Source organism: Thermovenabulum sp. (assembly GCF_049723235.1).
Lineage (GTDB): Bacteria > Bacillota > Thermosediminibacteria > Thermosediminibacterales > Thermosediminibacteraceae > Thermovenabulum.
On sequence record NZ_JBNARB010000001.1, the window covers coordinates 49,352 to 66,451 of the forward strand.

The 17,100-nt window shown below is 40.5% G+C and carries 17 protein-coding genes; 13 read left to right on the forward strand and 4 right to left on the reverse strand.

Annotated elements, in window-relative coordinates:
• The first annotated feature begins 106 nt into the window (after positions 1-106).
• The 7 genes from ACPLOV_RS00250 (at position 107) to rho (ending at position 9,834) form a co-directional block, all read left to right on the forward strand.
• The gene (locus ACPLOV_RS00250; protein WP_424910257.1) at positions 107-1,381 is read left to right on the forward strand and encodes a VTT domain-containing protein; all 1,275 of its coding nucleotides are present in this window, start codon (positions 107-109) and stop codon (positions 1,379-1,381) included.
• 3 nt (positions 1,382-1,384) lie between these two features.
• Positions 1,385-2,647, forward strand: coding sequence for an efflux RND transporter periplasmic adaptor subunit (locus ACPLOV_RS00255; RefSeq protein WP_424910258.1), 1,263 nt, complete (start codon positions 1,385-1,387; stop codon positions 2,645-2,647).
• Positions 2,647-5,736 (forward strand): efflux RND transporter permease subunit, encoded by a 3,090-nt coding sequence (locus ACPLOV_RS00260; protein WP_424910259.1) that lies wholly within the window; start codon positions 2,647-2,649, stop codon positions 5,734-5,736. Before ACPLOV_RS00255 ends, ACPLOV_RS00260 begins: the two co-directional genes overlap by 1 nt.
• 24 nt (positions 5,737-5,760) lie before the next feature.
• Positions 5,761-6,951 carry a TolC family protein gene (locus tag ACPLOV_RS00265; RefSeq protein WP_424910260.1) on the forward strand — a complete coding sequence of 397 codons (1,191 nt, stop codon included), beginning with the start codon at positions 5,761-5,763 and terminating at the stop codon, positions 6,949-6,951.
• 118 nt (positions 6,952-7,069) lie between these two features.
• On the forward strand, positions 7,070-7,450 hold the full coding sequence (locus ACPLOV_RS00270) for a response regulator (RefSeq protein WP_424908481.1): 381 nt from the start codon (positions 7,070-7,072) through the stop codon (positions 7,448-7,450).
• Positions 7,451-7,474: 24 nt separating this feature from the next.
• Complete coding sequence (locus ACPLOV_RS00275; RefSeq protein ID WP_424908482.1) at positions 7,475-8,278, forward strand: two-component system sensor histidine kinase NtrB; 804 nt, start codon at positions 7,475-7,477, stop codon at positions 8,276-8,278.
• 131 nt (positions 8,279-8,409) lie between these two features.
• The gene (gene rho, locus ACPLOV_RS00280) at positions 8,410-9,834 is read left to right on the forward strand and encodes a transcription termination factor Rho (RefSeq protein ID WP_424908503.1); all 1,425 of its coding nucleotides are present in this window, start codon (positions 8,410-8,412) and stop codon (positions 9,832-9,834) included.
• A 19-nt stretch (positions 9,835-9,853) separates the two neighbouring features.
• Here the strand turns inward: rho and ACPLOV_RS00285 are convergent, their stop codons facing one another.
• Genes ACPLOV_RS00285 through ACPLOV_RS00295 form a run of 3 tightly spaced genes read right to left on the reverse strand, consistent with a single transcriptional unit; the run spans position 9,854 to position 11,104 of the window.
• A complete protein-coding gene (locus ACPLOV_RS00285; RefSeq protein WP_424908483.1) occupies positions 9,854-10,183 on the reverse strand; it encodes a MazG-like family protein in 330 nt (109 codons plus the stop codon).
• Positions 10,180-10,644, reverse strand: coding sequence for a nucleoside recognition domain-containing protein (locus ACPLOV_RS00290; protein WP_424908484.1), 465 nt, complete (start codon positions 10,642-10,644; stop codon positions 10,180-10,182). The genes ACPLOV_RS00285 and ACPLOV_RS00290 overlap by 4 nt, the downstream gene beginning before the upstream one ends.
• 19 nt (positions 10,645-10,663) lie before the next feature.
• A complete protein-coding gene (locus ACPLOV_RS00295; RefSeq protein ID WP_424908485.1) occupies positions 10,664-11,104 on the reverse strand; it encodes a nucleoside recognition domain-containing protein in 441 nt (146 codons plus the stop codon).
• A gap of 172 nt (positions 11,105-11,276) precedes the next feature.
• Here ACPLOV_RS00295 and ACPLOV_RS00300 point away from each other — a divergent pair, with 172 nt between their 5' ends.
• From ACPLOV_RS00300 to ACPLOV_RS00315, 4 genes are all read left to right on the forward strand, one after another.
• Entirely contained in the window at positions 11,277-11,465 is a 189-nt protein-coding gene (locus ACPLOV_RS00300) for a ferredoxin (protein ID WP_068747522.1), read from the forward strand.
• Positions 11,466-11,710: 245 nt separating this feature from the next.
• Complete coding sequence (locus tag ACPLOV_RS00305) at positions 11,711-12,358, forward strand: bifunctional 2-keto-4-hydroxyglutarate aldolase/2-keto-3-deoxy-6-phosphogluconate aldolase (protein ID WP_424908486.1); 648 nt, start codon at positions 11,711-11,713, stop codon at positions 12,356-12,358.
• Between the two features lie 27 nt (positions 12,359-12,385).
• Entirely contained in the window at positions 12,386-13,411 is a 1,026-nt protein-coding gene (locus ACPLOV_RS00310; RefSeq protein ID WP_424908487.1) for a PfkB family carbohydrate kinase, read from the forward strand.
• A gap of 17 nt (positions 13,412-13,428) precedes the next feature.
• A complete protein-coding gene (locus ACPLOV_RS00315) occupies positions 13,429-14,202 on the forward strand; it encodes an IclR family transcriptional regulator (RefSeq protein WP_424910261.1) in 774 nt (257 codons plus the stop codon).
• Positions 14,203-14,221: 19 nt separating this feature from the next.
• Here ACPLOV_RS00315 and ACPLOV_RS00320 read toward each other — a convergent pair whose 3' ends face one another.
• Positions 14,222-15,313 (reverse strand): D-alanine--D-alanine ligase family protein, encoded by a 1,092-nt coding sequence (locus ACPLOV_RS00320; protein WP_424908489.1) that lies wholly within the window; start codon positions 15,311-15,313, stop codon positions 14,222-14,224.
• A gap of 177 nt (positions 15,314-15,490) precedes the next feature.
• Here ACPLOV_RS00320 and ACPLOV_RS00325 point away from each other — a divergent pair, with 177 nt between their 5' ends.
• Both ACPLOV_RS00325 and ACPLOV_RS00330 read left to right on the forward strand, forming a co-directional pair.
• Complete coding sequence (locus ACPLOV_RS00325; RefSeq protein ID WP_424908490.1) at positions 15,491-16,357, forward strand: amino acid ABC transporter substrate-binding protein; 867 nt, start codon at positions 15,491-15,493, stop codon at positions 16,355-16,357.
• Between the two features lie 91 nt (positions 16,358-16,448).
• On the forward strand, positions 16,449-17,099 hold the full coding sequence (locus ACPLOV_RS00330) for an amino acid ABC transporter permease (protein ID WP_424908491.1): 651 nt from the start codon (positions 16,449-16,451) through the stop codon (positions 17,097-17,099).
• The last annotated feature ends 1 nt before the right edge of the window (position 17,100 follow it).

Here is a 17,100-nt window from a genome sequence, read left to right on the forward strand (position 1 = left end):
TATTAAATATTGAAAAATAATGGGAATTTTCCCGTTACACATTTATATTTTGTGTATTTTTTGATAGGATATTTAAGTAAATAATTATTAAAAGGGTGCGAGGATTATGTTTTTTATGCAAAACAATGCTCTCTGGCTCTTTCTTTTATCCTTTTTAGAAGCATCTTTTTTTCCCGTTCCGCCCGATCTGGTATTAATTCCCCTCTGTTTAAAGCATACCGAAAAATCTTTATTTTATGCTTTTATCGCTTCAATTGCTTCCGCGCTGGGAGGGCTCTTCGGTTATTTTTTAGGGGTCAGGGCGGGAAGAAGTCTTTTAAACAAATTTGTAAATAACTCAAGATTAAGGTTAATTGAAGATTATTTTAAAAAATACGGAGCCTGGGCTGTAGCTATTGCGGGTTTTACGCCAATACCCTATAAAGTTTTTACTATTGCTTCGGGTATATTCAGGATGGACATTTTTTCCTTTTTTATTGCTGCTTTTTTTAGCAGGAGCGCCCGGTTTTTTTTAGAGGCTTTTATTATACGTTCTTTTGGAGAAAGAGCGGAGCTTTTAATTAATAAATATTTAGGACCGGGGTCATTCGCTTTAATAGGTATTATTTTTGTTGTTTACTACATTATTTTAAAAAGCGGTTTTTTTGTGAGGGTAAAAATTTGGATTTCACCGTTTTATAAAAAAATTAAGTTTTCCGTTTCTTTATTTCTCGAGAAATTTGGAGAATTTGGTGTATATGTCATAGCTGGAGTAAGTTACAGCGCCGTTGCTGCGTTGGTTTTTTTAAAAATTGTAGACGGATTAAGGGAAAAGGAGCTGGACTTAATCGATGGTGCAATTGTAAATTTCATTCTCGCGCATTTTAAATCGCCCTTGATGGATACAATCACCAGAAATTTTATAGAAGCTGTGGAATCACCAGTTGCGGTAATAACTGTTTTTATAATATGCACGGGTTTTGTTTTTTATATTTATAAAAAATTACTCTATTTATTTCTGACTTTTGCTTCTTTTTCGGGGGCCTTAGTGATTCAGTTAGTATTAAAAAATGAGATTCAAAGATTAAGGCCCGTTCAGGAAATTCCCATGAGTTTGTTTTTTAAATACGGTTTTCCCAGCGGATCGGTTCTGGTTTTTACCTCCTTTGTAGGATATGCAGTTTTTTTGACTATAAAAATTTTAGATAAAAAAACCAAAAAATATGCTATAATTTTTATTGATTTATTGCTTACCGCTTTTATCGGTTTTTGCAGGGTATATAATTTGTTGAATTACCCATCGGATGTTTTTGCAGGATTTTTGATAGGGGGGATTTGGCTTTCAGCTTTGATAATTATTACCCTGGCATTTGAGAATTATTTCAGGATCAGGAGGGGTTGAAGGATGTGCAACACAGGAAAGAGTAACTTGAAAAAATTGATGACTATCTTTACGGTGGTTTTTCTCCTTTTATTTGTGGCAGCGGGCTGCGGTATGAAAAAAAACACGCCTCAGTCTCAGGAAGAAAAGGTACCTGTCAAAGTTTTGGATTTAAAAACCCAAACTGTATCGGAGTTTCAGGAATTTCCCGCACTTTTGGAAGCTGAGGGCCAAATAGCTTTGGTTTCTAAAATGTCGGGCAAGGTGGAAAAGGTCCTGGTGAAAGAAGGACAGGAAGTAAAAAAAGGCGATGCCCTGATAAGATTGGAAGCTAAGGATGTTATGAATCAGGTGAATCAGGCTAAAGCAGCCTACGATATTGCTTTATCCAATTATTCCAGGATAAAAAACAGTCAGTCGGTCCAGGAAGTGGAAAGATTGGAATCCGCGGTTACTCAGGCCCAGTTAAATTACAATAATGCGCTGAATAATTACGAGAAGATGAAAAATCTGTATGAGCAGGGAGCAATCTCCAAACAGCAATTTGAAAATGTGGAATTGCAATATAAAATTGCAAAGGAGCAATTAGAATCTGCAAAAACACAACTGTCTTTAACAAAGGAAAAGGCCATACCCGATATGATAGAAGGGGCGAAAGCCCAGCTTGATCAAGCAAAGGCCGCTTTGGACACCGCCATGAGCGCTCTGGAAAACACGGTAATCACCGCACCGGCGGATGGAACGGTGGGATCGATTAACGTGAAAGAAGGGCAATTTGTGGGAGCCGGGACGGTAGTAGCGGCGCTGGGTAATATTAAAGCTCTGGAAGTGAAGGTATATTTGCCGGAAAATAAGGTAAATGCTGTAAAACCGAAGGATAAAGCCGTGATAAAGGTAGATGCTGCGGGTTATTCCGGGGACGGAGAAATAGCCGATGTGGGGGTCTACAAGGATCCGAAAACTCAAACTTACCCCGTGAAAGTGATTGTTAATAATGATAAAGGACTTTTAAAACCGGGTATGCTGGCCAAGGTGGGAATCAAGGTAAAGGAATTGGAGGGTCTTTTTGTACCGGAAAACGCCGTGCTGTCTTTTGGACAGGATAAAGCGGTGTTTGTGGTATCGGATAATACCGCGTACTTGAGGAAGGTAAAGGTAGGGGATACCCTTTCGGGTTACGTTCAATTGCTGGAAGGGGTTAAAGAAGGAGAAAAGGTGGTAGTGGAAGGTCAGGATTACTTGGAGGATAAAGATAAAGTAGAAATAATTAGCGGGAGTGAAAAATAATGAGCTTTGCATCCTTTTCCATAAAGCGCCCGGTAACCATGCTCATGATAATTCTTGTTATACTGGTGCTGGGTTTTGTATCTCTAACAAGGCTGGGAATTGACCTTCTGCCCAATTTTTCTTTCCCCATCGCGGTTGTGGTAACCGAGTACAGCGATGCCGGACCTCAAGAAGTAGAAAATATGGTGACTAAACCTTTAGAACAAATAATTGCGACAGTAAAAAATGTAAAAAGTATTAGTTCGATTTCCAATGAGGGTTATTCCACCGTAATAGTGCAGTTTAACTGGGGCACCAACATGGACTTTGCCACCCTTGACTTGAGGGAAAAAATCGATATGGTAAAGGCTTATCTTCCATCGGAGGTTAAAAGTCCTCAAATTTTTAAATTTGACCCTTCCATGCTTCCGGTAATGGAAGTGGCGGTATACGGAATGGACGATATTTCCCAGCTAAAAAAATATGCTGAAGATGAAATAAAACCAAAACTCCTCAGGGCTGAGGGTGTGGCCTCGGTAGACATTGTAGGGGGCACCGAGAGGGAAATCCATATAAAGGTAGATCCTTCAAAACTCATTTTTTACGGAATAACCATGGATAATATTGCAAGAGCACTGCAGATGGAGAACCTGAACTTATCGGGAGGGTCCATCGCCTACGGAGAAAGGGACTACCTTGTGAGAGTCCTTTCGGAATTTAAGAGTGTGTCGGAAATTGAAAATTTACCTATTACATTGCCATCGGGGATAACTATACCCCTTAAAGATATTGCCCGGGTAGAAGATACTCACAAGGATATTACCACTATATCCAAGTACAATGGAAAACCCAGCATTACATTGATTATTCAAAAACAGAGCGACTACAACACCGTCAAGGTTGCGGATAAGGTACAAAAAGAGCTGGATAGCCTAAAGAAAAGCGCTGGCAATAACCTGTATTTTGTCCCTATTTTTGATCAGGCGGAATTTATAAAGAAAGCTATAAATAGAGTGGTAGGAAATGCCTACAGCGGGGCTTTGCTTGCAGTGCTCATAATATACTTATTCTTAGGGAATCTCCGCACTACTTTGATAATAGGTCTTTCTATCCCTATATCCATAATTTCTACCTTTATACTCGTTTATTTCAACCATCTTACATTAAACATGATGTCCCTCGGAGGCTTAGCTCTCGGGGTAGGAATGCTCGTGGATAACTCCATAGTGGTTCTGGAAAATATTTTCAGGCACAGGGAGCGCGGGGAAGATAGTATCGCTTCTGCCATCAACGGTACAAATGAGGTCACCAATGCCATTGTGGCTTCTACATTGACCACTATTGCCGTATTCTTGCCAATTGTTTTTATACAAGGTATAACCGCTCAGCTGTTTAAAGAGCTTGCCCTTACGGTTACCTTTTCTCTTCTGGCATCCTTGGCGGTAGCCATTACTTTGGTGCCTCTTTTGTCATCCCGGTTGATGATTGCCGATAAGGGCAATAAGATTTCCATAATAGAAAAATTTTCCTTATTTTACGAAAATGTAGAGAAAAAATACAGAAAATTACTGGCCTGGGCGTTGAAAAATAGAAAGAAAGTAGTGGCTACAGCTACCGTGCTTTTTATAGTAAGCCTTGCGTTAATACCGCTTGTGGGCACCGAATTTTTGCCCCAGTCGGATGCGGGGATGATCAATGTCAGCATCGAAATGCCCTACGGTACCAGACTGGAAAAAGTGGAGGAAACGGTAAATTTATTGGTTGATAAGATAAAAAATATAAAGGAGATAGAAGGAATTTTAACGAATGTGGGAGTATCGGGAAGCGGATCGGGAATGGGCTTTTCTACCACCAGCAAAAACGAGGCCCAGGTGAGCATAAAGCTTAAACCTCTTTCTGAAAGAAAAAGAAAAAGCTCGCAGGTAGCCGATGAAATCAGGAGTATTTGCAGGACCATTCCGGGAGCAAAAATTACGGTAAGATCCGTTAGCACCTTCGATTTTTCGGGAGGCAATTTATTAAAGCCCATTTCCATAGTTATTAAGGGGGACGACCTTAGTAAATTGAAGGAAATTTCGGATAGGGTGGTAACTGCGGTAAGGTCTGTGGACGGCACCCGGGAAGTGGAAAGCAGCTTGGATAAAGGAAGGCCGGAAATCCAGATTAAAGTGGATAAATTAAAGGCTGCCTTTTACGGCTTAAATTCAGCCCAGATTGCAAAGATCATTGAGAGCAATTTATCGGGGTTCACCGCTACCAAATATAAATACGAAGGAGAAGAGATAAACGTTGTTGTAAAAGCTGATGAGGATGTGGTATCGAGCATAGATAAATTAGAAAACCTTATCATACCAACCCCCACCGGTGGCCTGGTGACGTTATCGCAGATAGCCGAAATTAAAAAAGAAAACGGTCCTGTAGCAATTAATCGAGAAGATCAGGTAAGGGCTGTAACGGTATCCGGGGCGATTTCCGGAAGGCCTGTGGGTGTGGTAAACCGTGAGATAGAAGAAAAGTTAAAAACCATTCCCCTTCCTCCGGGATACGAGATAAAAATGGGGGGCGAACAGGAACAGTTAGTAGAAGCTTTTGCTGATCTAAGTTTCGCCCTGATTCTGGCTGTTCTCCTGGTGTATATGGTTATGGCAGCGCAGTTTGAATCGCTGTTCCAGCCCTTTATAATAATGTTTTCCGTACCCTTAGCGGTCATCGGGGTGGTTCTATCGCTGGTTTTGACAGGAAGGAATCTAAACGTTCCGGCCTTTATCGGTGTAATAATGCTCGGAGGTATTGTCGTAAACAATGCCATTGTTCTTATTGATTTTATCAATCAGCTGAGAGCAAGGGGGTATTCAAGGACTGAAGCTATATTAGAAGCAGGTCCGATGAGATTGAGGCCAATTTTAATGACAACTCTTACCACGATCCTCGGGCTTTTCCCGTTAGCTCTGGGACTCGGGGAAGCAGGAGAGCTTCGGGCGCCCATGGCTACCGTCGTGATAGGTGGACTTACGGTATCCACAATGCTTACCCTTATTGTAATACCTGTTGTATACACTATTTTTGAAGACATAGGGCAGAGGATAAAGCTTTTCAGAAAAACCAATTAAGTCTAACGAAAGCGGGTGAAAGGCATGAATAAAAAGGGTTTTAAAAGGAAAATTGCGGCGACGATTTTAGTAATCTTTTTATCGGCTTTTATCTTATCCCCATCCATAAAAAGTCAGGAGGGGGAGCCACCTTTGGAAATTACCCTTGAAGATGCTTTAAAGCTGGCCTTAGAAAACAGCCGTCAAATAGAGCTTGCCCGGATTTCCATTGATAAAGCACAGCTTTTCAAAGATGTGGTAGAATTCAACGATAAAGAGGCTAAAAAGAGGGAGGAAGAACTTAAAAGTAATCCACTGCTTTCACAAAGCCTCAGTTCCCTGCCGGTGACGACCTCCGATTTTGATTACCAGTATCAGGTAGAGCTTCAAAAAAGGCAGGCGGATTTCCAGCTTACGATGGCTCAACTTTCCCGGAATTCGGCTGAGAAAATGGTTAGGTACGGATTAATCGCATCCTACTACAAAGCACTGCTTGCCCAGAAAAATTATGAGATCAGAAAAAGTAGCTTAAACAGGGCAGAGGAAATATTTAAAATTGCAGAAGAGAATTTTAAGTTAGGCTTGATTGCAAAAAAGGATTTAATGGATGCGGATTTAAAATTAGCCCAGGCGCAGTCGGACTTGAGAAATGCAGAGGTGGAGGAAGAGAAGGCTTTTTTGGATTTAAAAAAGTTATTAAATGTTTCCTACAATAAAAAGATAGTATTAAAAGATGAACTTATAAAGCCGGAAAAGGAAGAAATAGAAGGAATTGAGCCGCTTGTAGCCAGGGCGATGGAAAGCCGGATGGATGTGGTGCAGGCCAAGAAAAACATGGAGATTGCGGGCTACGATTTTGATATGATTAAAAAGGTCTATCCCGAAAACACTTTTAAGTACAAGGAGAAGGAATTAAATTATAAAGAAGCCCAGATAAAATACGAGGATGCAAAAAGCAATGCGGAAAAGGAAGTAAGAAAGGTTTATCTTGAATTTCTCGCCGCCCGGGATAACTTAAAAACCTATGAAAAAGCCGTAGAACTGGCAAAGGAAGGCTACCGGCTTTCTCTCTTGAACTATAAAGAGGGGCTAATAAGGAGCGTTGACCTTGCCCAGGCGGAAGAAGCTTTAAAGCAGGCCCAGCTTCAGGAAGCCTACGGAATTTTTCAGTATTACCTTGCAAAACTCAACTTAGAAAACGTAATATATATTCCTTTAACAACGAGTGGTAATTAAAGCGGGAGAAAATCCCGCTTTTTTTACCAGATAAAGGAGGATTTTTTAAAAAAACGAAGAATATATATCTAAAACAACTATTTAAAAATTTTAGAATATTTAAAAGGTGGGGGGTATTATGAAAAAGGGGAATGTTTTGGTAGTGGAGGACCAGAAGTACGTAAGGTCCCTTTTGGTGGATGCCCTGGATTTTTTCGGTTATTCACCGTTTGAAGCCAAAACCCCGAAGGAAGCCCTTTCCCTGGTAGAACAAAAAAGTGTGGACCTTTCCATAGTGGATTTTAACCTGCCGGAAATGGACGGCCTGAGGCTTGCGGAGGAACTGTGGAGGATAAATCCAATAATTCCCGTTTTTTTAATTTCGGGTATGGAGGAAATTGGTGCAAAGATTAAGGAAAAAAGCCAGTATCTGAAGGGAAGTTTAAAGTTTATTGAAAAGCCTATTGATCTTGAAATTTTAAAGCACTATTTGGACGGGGCAATGAGTTATGCATCTTAAAAAGACGGGAAGGAAGAAAGCGGGATGAATTTGGACAGGCCTCACAAAATAATCATAAAAAATAAGATCAACGAAACGGATTACAGTACTTATATTTTCAACGTCACCCCTTACTGTTTGAAAATGGATGAAAGAGGGAAAAACTTTCTTATACATATAGAAGAGGAAGATGATATTTCAAAAAACAACTTTTTTTCCACACTTATGCACGAAGTTAAAAACCCTATAACTGCTATAAAGGGCTATTTAAAGCTTTTAGAACTCAGCTTGGATGAAACGGATGGCAGGAGAAAATTCATATATAACTCCCTGCAGGAGCTGGAGAGGATAGAGGGGCTGGCAAAAGACATTCTATTAATCTATAAATCCATAAATTGTAATATACAAAAAATCAACCTTAAAGAGGTATTAGAACAGATCTTTGATTTTTACGAAGCTGAAATGAAAAATAGAAAGATCGATTACACCCTGTGCCTGAGCGATAAAGTAAATGTAATGGCTGATAGAAATCTTTTAAATATCCTTTTTGCTAATTTATTATTAAACGCGATGGATGCCGTTAAAGAAAAGGGATATATAGCCGTAAGGTCTACTACTCTTGAAAACCGCATTCTGGTAGAATTTGAGGATAACGGGGAAGGTATGGACGAATACACAAAAAGCCAGCTTTTTACTCCTTTTTTTACTACAAAAGAAAAGGGAACGGGTCTTGGGCTTTACCTTTGCAAAAAGATAGTGGAAAACCACGGGGGTGTTATTTACTTTAATTCGGAAAAAGGAAAGGGTACGGTATTTTATATAGAATTACCCTGTGTCAATGAATCTTAAAGGATAAATAAAAACCGCTTAGAATCCTTAAAAAAGGATCGAGCGGTTTTTTAAATGACATTTGAAGTATTCAAATAAAAGCCTTATACTATAAATATACATAAAAGGAATACCTTTCTTGGGATGGAGGGATATTTTTGCAGATAGAAAATTTAGAAGATATGACCTTGAGTCAGTTGCAGGAGATTGCAAAGGAATTGAAGATTCCGGGCTATTATAAGTTCAGAAAGGCCGAGTTAATAGAAAAAATTTACGAAGAGATTGGGAAGAAAGAAAAAGAAGGTAGTGAAAGACAAAATCCAAAAGAATCAGCAGGATTAAACAAAGTGGAAAGTACAAGTATTATGGATAATAAATCTATTGATTTAAAGGAAATTAACAACGGGTATTTTAATGAAGCTTCAGCAGTAATCAAAAAAGATGAAATCGAGTATTTCGGTGAGGGCGTACTGGAGGTAATGCCCGACGGCTACGGATTTTTAAGGGGCAAGAATTTATTACCTTCGGAAGAGGATATCTACATTTCTCCTTCCCAGATAAGAAAGTTCCACCTGAAAACGGGAGATTTGGTCAGCGGCAAGGTAAGGCTGCCCAAGGAAGGAGAAAAGTACAGGGCGCTTTTACAGGTGAGAGCCGTAAACGGGCTTCCTCCTGAACATGCCATTTCGAGAAAGGAATTTGACCTTCTCACACCTATTTTCCCTCAGCCCCGTTTCAAATTAGAATACGACCCTTCGGATATGCCCACCAGGATAATAGATATTATAGCCCCCATTGGTAAAGGACAAAGGGCACTTATAGTTTCACCTCCCAAAGCGGGTAAGACAATGATGCTGAAAAAGATTGCCAATAGCCTTTCCGTGAATCACCCCGAGGTAGAGCTGATTGTGCTTCTTATTGATGAAAGGCCCGAAGAGGTTACGGACATGAAGCGGTCGGTGAAAGGAGAGGTAATAAGCTCTACCTTTGACGAACTGCCCGAGAACCATATAAGGGTTGCGGACATGGTACTGGAAAGGGCGCAAAGGCTAGTAGAAAGCAAGAAGGATGTGGTCATTCTTTTAGACAGTATTACGAGGCTTGCAAGAGCTAATAACCTGGTGGTTCCTCCAACGGGCAGGACCCTTTCGGGAGGGCTTGATACCGCCGCTCTCCACAAGCCCAAGAGGTTTTTCGGAGCCGCACGGAACATTGAAGAAGGGGGCAGCCTAACAATTATCGCTACAGCCCTGGTAGAAACCGGGAGCAGGATGGACGATGTGATATACGAGGAGTTCAAAGGTACCGGAAACATGGAGGTCCACCTCGACAGAAGGCTTGCGGAAAGAAGAATATACCCTGCCATAGACATAAAAAAATCCGGCACGCGCCGGGAAGAACTTTTATTTTCAAAAGACGAGCTGGAAGCCATATGGATTTTAAGAAAAGCCCTGGCCAATTACGATACGGTGGAAGCGGCCTCCCTCTTAATAAACCGCCTGAAAAGAACCAAAACCAACTTGGAATTCCTGCAGAATATCGCCTCTTTTGTAAGCGAAATGGGATCGGAAAGGTAAAATTAATTTAAATATAAAATTAATTTACTATATAACCTTTTGCTTTCAGTTTTTCTATGTGCTGCCGGATTTTTTCATTGGTGTCTATGTTATAATTTTCTTCCAGAACGAACATCATGGAGACGGCTACCTGTGCCACGTCTAAAAGCTCTCGGGCTATTCTGTCAAGAACTTCTTTTTCTTCCATCGTGACCTTCTCGCCGCTTTGACCCCGGAATTTTCCTATTGCCTGGGCCAGCTCTCCCGCTTCTTCCATCAACTTTAATGCCGTAGATTCCAGGGTGGGTTTTAAGCCGTTAAGTTTTGGCAAACTTATCACCTTATAGGGGTTTTTATCATTTCCGTTCATAAATTCACCTCGTTTTGAGCCTTTTTATCAAACCATTTCGATGCGGCATAGGTAAGTAAAGCTGCTGCGATGAGCCTTACGGATAAAATCAAAAAACCGTTGGCGCCGATAGCAGCGATAATGGCGGTATCCTCGAATATGGCATGGGCGCAAATTAAAAAGTAGGTCACCAGGTATAAATCTTTTTTCGGCAGGGAAAATTCCTTGGATGCCTTGAAAATAACTCCCGCTCCGTAAGATATTCCTATTATTACTCCTATTACCAAAGGAAAACCCGATTCCTTCTTCATGCCGTATACCTTTACAAGGGGCGAAAAGAGTTCGGCTATCCTATCTATTATTCCTATGTCTTTTAGAATTTCTAAAAACATCATTATGGGGATGACGATTATTGCTATCTGCTTTACCGAAGACAGGGAACCGAGAAAGGCTTCTTTTAAAATTTTTAAAATAAAAAACATGAGACCACCTTCTTTATATTCATTTTAAAATAAGGTTAAACAATATTCCCGAAGCTATGGCAAGACTTGCCCGGACAAGGATGACGTTTAGAGGGGAAAGCCCTATTTTCTTTGCCAGAGCGGTTTCCACCGGCAGGCTATGGCAGAAGGATAGCATTATTCCCAGGATGGTTATTTCCTTTGGTGTTAAAGAAAGGGATACCATTGCACCGATGGCGGCGTACAAATTTACCAGGTTTCCCAGGACCAGTGCAATTGCGGCTTTTCCGGGAAGTCCAAATATACCCATTAATGGTGAAAAAATACTGGTAATAAAATTCATCAATGGGGTATACTTTAAAAAAGTGACAATAAAGTAAATCGGGACAACTATCCTGGCAAGCTGCCATGTAACCTCTAACCCGGAAAAAAATCCGCGCTTTATAGTGTCAGCGTCGAGTTTACCCCTGTAGATATTCATGGCAATATCCTCCCGAAAAACAATATTCTAAGCATAAATTTAAATCAATTCAAATCATTTCAATTATATCGTACGCCCGATTTTTTAAAAAGTATTGAACAAAAAACCTTTGCATAAGTTAAGGTAATTGTGGTAAAATATACGAGGAAAATTTTAGAAGGAGGTATTATCCTTGAAGGTATTTGTTGATCAAGATTTATGCATAAGCTGCGGGCTTTGCATTGATACCTGCCCGGAAGTTTACAGCTGGAATGATGACGGCAAAGCTCAGGCCATTGATTCGGAAGTACCTGCTGATTTAGAAGATGAAGCAAGAGAAGCATTGGAAAATTGCCCATCAGAGGCTATAAAGGAAGAGTAATTCGGAAAAAGTAAAATAGCAAAAAGCCAGGTGAATTAGCCTGGCTTTTTGCTTTGTAATGAGCCATTGTTTTTACCTGACTTTTATATAAATTTACTACTAAGTTTTTTTCCACATCAAATTCTAATTTAATTTTTATGCAATATACACAATAGAAAAAGAGGAATATCTTTTTGAGTGTCGTATATATATTATATCACAAAATAAAACTAAATTTCACAATATAAAACAAAGGGGTGATTTTGTTGGATAAGTGGGATGTAATTAAGAGAATTATTGATACGGGAATAGTGGCCGTGGTAAGGGCGGAAAGTCCGGAACAGGCGATAAAAATTGCGGAAGCGGTTAAGGCGGGCGGAATAGATGCCATAGAAATCACCATGACCGTCCCGGGAGCAATAGATGTAATAAAGGAAATGAAAAAAGCTTATCCGAATAATGAGATATTAATAGGTGCGGGTACGGTTTTGGATGCAGAGACTGCGAGACTCGCCATGCTTGCCGGTGCGGAGTTTTTCGTAAGCCCATACTTTAACCCCGATATGGTAAAATTGTGCAACCGCTACAGAAAGGTAACCATGCCGGGGGCGATGTCTATTAAAGAGATTGTAGAAGTTATGGAGTCCGGCGCGGATTTTGTGAAATTATTCCCCGGAAGTGCCTTTGGGCCATCCATGGTAAAGGCCGTATTGGGGCCCCTGCCCTATGCTCAAATAATACCTACCGGAGGCGTTAGCCTTGAAAATGCTGGGGAATGGATAAAAGCAGGTTGTCCTGCGGTGGGGGTCGGAGGAGAGCTTACGAAAGGGGCTAAAACCGGCAATTACAAAGAAGTAGAGGAGACCGCAAGGAAATTTGTGGAAGCTGTGAAAAAGGCAAAAGGGAAAATCTAAATATAAATAAATTTTGGAGGGGAGATAATGGCAAATAAGGTGGTTACTTTTGGCGAAATTATGTTGAGACTGACACCGCCTAATTTCTTAAGGTTTGTGCAGGCGGAGTCCTTCGATGTCACCTACGGTGGCGGTGAGGCAAATGTAGCGGTGAGTTTGGCCAATTTCGGTGAAGATGCTTACTTTGTAACAAAAGTTCCCGATAACCCGATCGGGCAGGCGGCGATAAATCATTTAAGGAGGTACGGGGTTAAAACCGATTATATTTTAAAGGGAGGAGAAAGACTGGGGATATATTTCAATGAGATAGGGGCATCTCAGAGGCCTTCGGTAGTTGTTTACGACAGGAGTCACTCCTCCATTTCTGAAGCAAAGCCCGAGGAATTTAACTGGGATAAAATTTTTGAAGGTGCAAAATGGTTTCACTTCACCGGTATTACGCCGGCACTTTCGGATAATATGGCGCAGGCCTGTTTGGATGCCGTAAAAAAGGCAAAGGAAAAGGGCATTACGGTAAGCTGCGATTTGAACTACAGAAAAAAGCTGTGGTCAAAGGAAAAAGCAAACAAAGTTATGTCCGAACTTATAAAATATGTGGATTACGCCATCGGAAACGAAGAGGACGCTGAAATGGTTTTTGGTATAAAAGCTTCTTCCTCGGATGTTACTAAAGGTGAACTAAATGAAGAAGGTTATAAAGAGGTAGCAAAGGAGCTTCTTGAGAGGTTTTCTCTTAAAGGCGTCGCCATTACCCTGCGCGAGAGTTTTTCCGCATTTGACAACGGATGGTCAGCCCTTTATTATGATGGGAAGGATTATTACAGATCCCGGAGGTATATGATACACATAATTGACCGGGTAGGCGGAGGAGATTCCTTTGCAGGAGGGCTTATTTACGCATTGCTGAATAACTATTCTCCAAAAGATGCGGTGGAATTTGCCGTTGCAGCCTCATGCTTGAAACACAGCGTGGTAGGAGACTTTAACCATGTTACTTTAAGCGAAGTCACCGCTTTGATGAAGGGTGATGCTTCGGGAAGGGTTCAAAGATAAAAAGATAGGGGTATTATATGGATAAAGAGCTAAGGGTTCAGTCGCTGGAGAGGGCGTTTAAAATTTTAGAAATATTATCGGAAGAAAAAGAGGGGCTGGGCGTAACGGAAATTTCCAGGATAACCTCCCTTCATAAGAGCACTGTACACAGATTTTTAAGGGATCTGGAAATACTAAATTACGTCGAAAAGGACGAAAAGACGGATAAATATAAGCTGGGGATAAAAATTCTTCAGTTAGCCGGAAGGTTCCTCGATCACATGGATATTCGAGATCAGGCCAAGGATTCCATTAAGGAGTTAGCGGATATTACAGGGGAAACGGTACATCTCGTGATATACAACAAAAAGGAAGCGGTTTATATAGATAAGATTGACAGCAAAAAAACCATCAGGATGCACTCGCAGATAGGGAAAACTATTCCAATGCATGCTTCGGCGGTAGGTAAAGCAATTCTGTCGCATCTTTCGGAAGAAGAAAAGGAGAAAATAATAAAAAGGGGATTACCTGCCTTTACACCGAACACCTTGGTGGACCCAGAAAGGTTGAGGGAAGAACTGGAAAAAGTAAGAAGACGGGGTTTTGCCTTTGACAATGAAGAGAATGAAGAAGGAATAAGGTGTATAGCTGCTCCGATTTTTGATTATACCGGAAGCGTCGTAGCTGCGGTGAGCATTTCGGGACCCAAATTTTCCATTACCCAGGACAGGATTGAGGAACTTTCAAAACTTGTTAAAAACTGTGCTGAAAGGATTTCTGAAAAATTAGGTTTTACTAAAAAAAAGCAGTAGCAAAAAGCTACTGCTTTTTTTAATAGAGTTTAAGCGCTTGTTTTTGCCGGTGTTTTTCAAAGGCAAGTTCTATCAGCCTTTCTATAAGTTCCTTATAGGGGATCCCGGAAATTTCCCATAATTTGGGATACATACTAATTTTGGTGAATCCGGGGATGGTGTTTAATTCATTGATATAAAATATTCCGTCCAACTTGCTGTAAAGGAAATCCACCCGGGCCATGCCCGAGCAATCCAAAGCCTTGAAGGCCTTTACCGCAAGGCTCATTACCTTTTCGGTTTCTTCTTTTGCTAAAGGAGCGGGAATTAATAGTTTTGATTTGCCGCCATCGAAGTACTTTGCCGTATAATCGTAAAACTCATTGCTGGGTATAATTTCCCCCGGTAAAGAAGCAACCGGATCCTCATTTCCCAGCACCGAAACTTCTATTTCCCTTGCAGGGATAAATTTTTCTACAATAATTTTGGTATCGTATTCGCCGGCTAAAAATAGGGCATCCTTTAATTGATCGCTGTTATGGGCTTTTGTAATACCGATACTGGAACCCAGATTGGCAGGTTTTACGAAGCAGGGAAATCCAAGGGCTTCTTCTACTTCCCTGACAATTGTATGTACTTTTAAAGGCAGGTCTTTTTTGTAATAAACCTTGAAGTCCGCTACCGGAAGCCCTTCGTGTTTTAATATTTTTTTAGTAAATACCTTATCCATGCAAAGGGCAGAAGAAGTGACTCCACAGCTAACATAAGGTACATTCATAAGCTCAAAAATACTCTGTATTGTGCCATCCTCTCCCCTGGGACCGTGAAGGACGGGGAAAAACACATCTACGGGGTAACGGGTTTCAATACCATTTTCCAGCGTAATCAGGAATTTCCGTCCGGGATCCGGAGAAATAAAAGCCGGTATGGACTTTTTAATCCATTCACCGTTTTCAATATTTTCCACTTCTCCAAAATAAAGATGCCATTTTCCTTCTTTGGTAATACCGATTTTCAAAATATCAAACTTCTCCTTATCTATAACTTTTATTATAGAGCTTGCCGACATCAGAGAAATTTCATGCTCTGCTGATTCTCCACCGAAAATAATCCCAACCTTCATTTTCTCCATTCAAATTCTCCCCTTTACCATCGCTTTATATATAATATTTATTACTTTATGACTAAATTATAATACTTTGAGAGAATTTTTTTATGCATTTAGTAAAAAAAATTATCAATTTCATTATTTACTAATTTAACAAATTAAAGTATAATATATTCAGACCAAAAATGAGGAGGAAGAGGGATGAAAGTATTTTTTAAAAAAACAATTGCCGTTATATTGATTTTATTTTTTATTCTAACATTGAGCGCATGCTCGAGCAAATCAAACAATATGGTTCAGCCGTCAAATAATAGCAACAAGGGCGATGCATCCGGAGAAACCGACGACTCCTGGGAAAGAATTAAAAAAACCGGTAAGATTACCATTGGTATAGATGATGCCTTTCCGCCTTTGGAGTTCAGGGATGAAAAAAACAATTTGGTGGGATACGATATTGACCTGGCGGCTGAGGCGGCAAAAAGACTGGGAATCCAGGTGGAATGGATTCCTACGGACTGGAACGGGGTAATCTTAGCTTTAAATTCCGGAAAATTTGATATTATCTGGTCCGGTATGAGCATGACGAAAGAGAGGGCACAGCAGGTGGATTTCAGTCCTGCTTATCTAAATGAATCCCAGGTAATAGTTGTAAGAGGAGATGAAGAATCCATTAAAACAAAGGACGACCTTAAAGGCAAGGTGGTGGGAACACAGCTGGGCAGTACCAGCGAAGAAGCGGCAAAGACCCTTGAGGGCATAAAAGAGCTGAAAAAGTATTCCAAGTTCACGGAGGCCTTTTTAGATCTGGCAAATAAAAGGGTGGATGCAATTGTGGTGGATGAACTGGTAGGGAGGTACTATATGACCAAAAGGCCGGGGCAGTTCAAGGTGCTGTTCCCTCTTGTAAAGGAGCCCGTAGGGATTGCCTTCAGGAAGCAGGACAAGGCGCTTAGAGAGGCGATTACTAAGGTTTTAAAGGAAATGAAAGAGGACGGAACCATGGCAAAGATTTCTCAAAAATGGTTTGGTGAAGATATATCGGTCTTTGAGGAGATCAAATTCGAATAACTGAAAAGAATTAAGAAAAAATTGAAGAATTAAATTAAGACGTGGAAAATGATAAAAATCTAAATAAAACAAAAGGGGAAAAAAATACAAAATGGATGCCAGGTATATGCTTTCTCTTGTTCCCGTTCTTACGAAAGGGGCAATTGTTACAATTGAGCTTACGGTTATATCGGTGGTTCTTGGTACCGCCTGGGGTTTAGTACTTTCTTTAATGAAAATATCTAAGAATAGTATAATCAAGGAAGTTTCCTCTTTTTACATTTACGTCATTAGAGGAACTCCACTTTTACTTCAGCTTTTTGCAATCTATTACGGCCTGCCCTTTTTTGGCATTAACCTTTCTCCTTTTTTGTCGGCAGTATGCGGAATGAGCCTTAATTCTGCGGCGTATATAGCCGAAATAATCCGTGCGGGCATTGAATCCATTGATAAAGGGCAGATGGAAGCAGCTAAAGCTCTCGGTATGACGTATTCCCAGGCTATGAGAAGGATAATCCTTCCTCAGGCTTTTAAGAGGATAATTCCACCCATGGGAAACGAATTTATTGCACTATTAAAAGATTCTTCGTTGGTTTCTTCCATAGCTATGACGGACTTAATGAGGGCGGCCCTGCAAATGTATTCAAACTCTTTCAGACCAGTGGAAGTATTTTTAACTGCGGGTATACTTTACCTCGTATTGACAACGCTTTTTACCTTGATTTTCGGAAGGGTTGAGAGGAGAATGTCCGTATATGAATAAT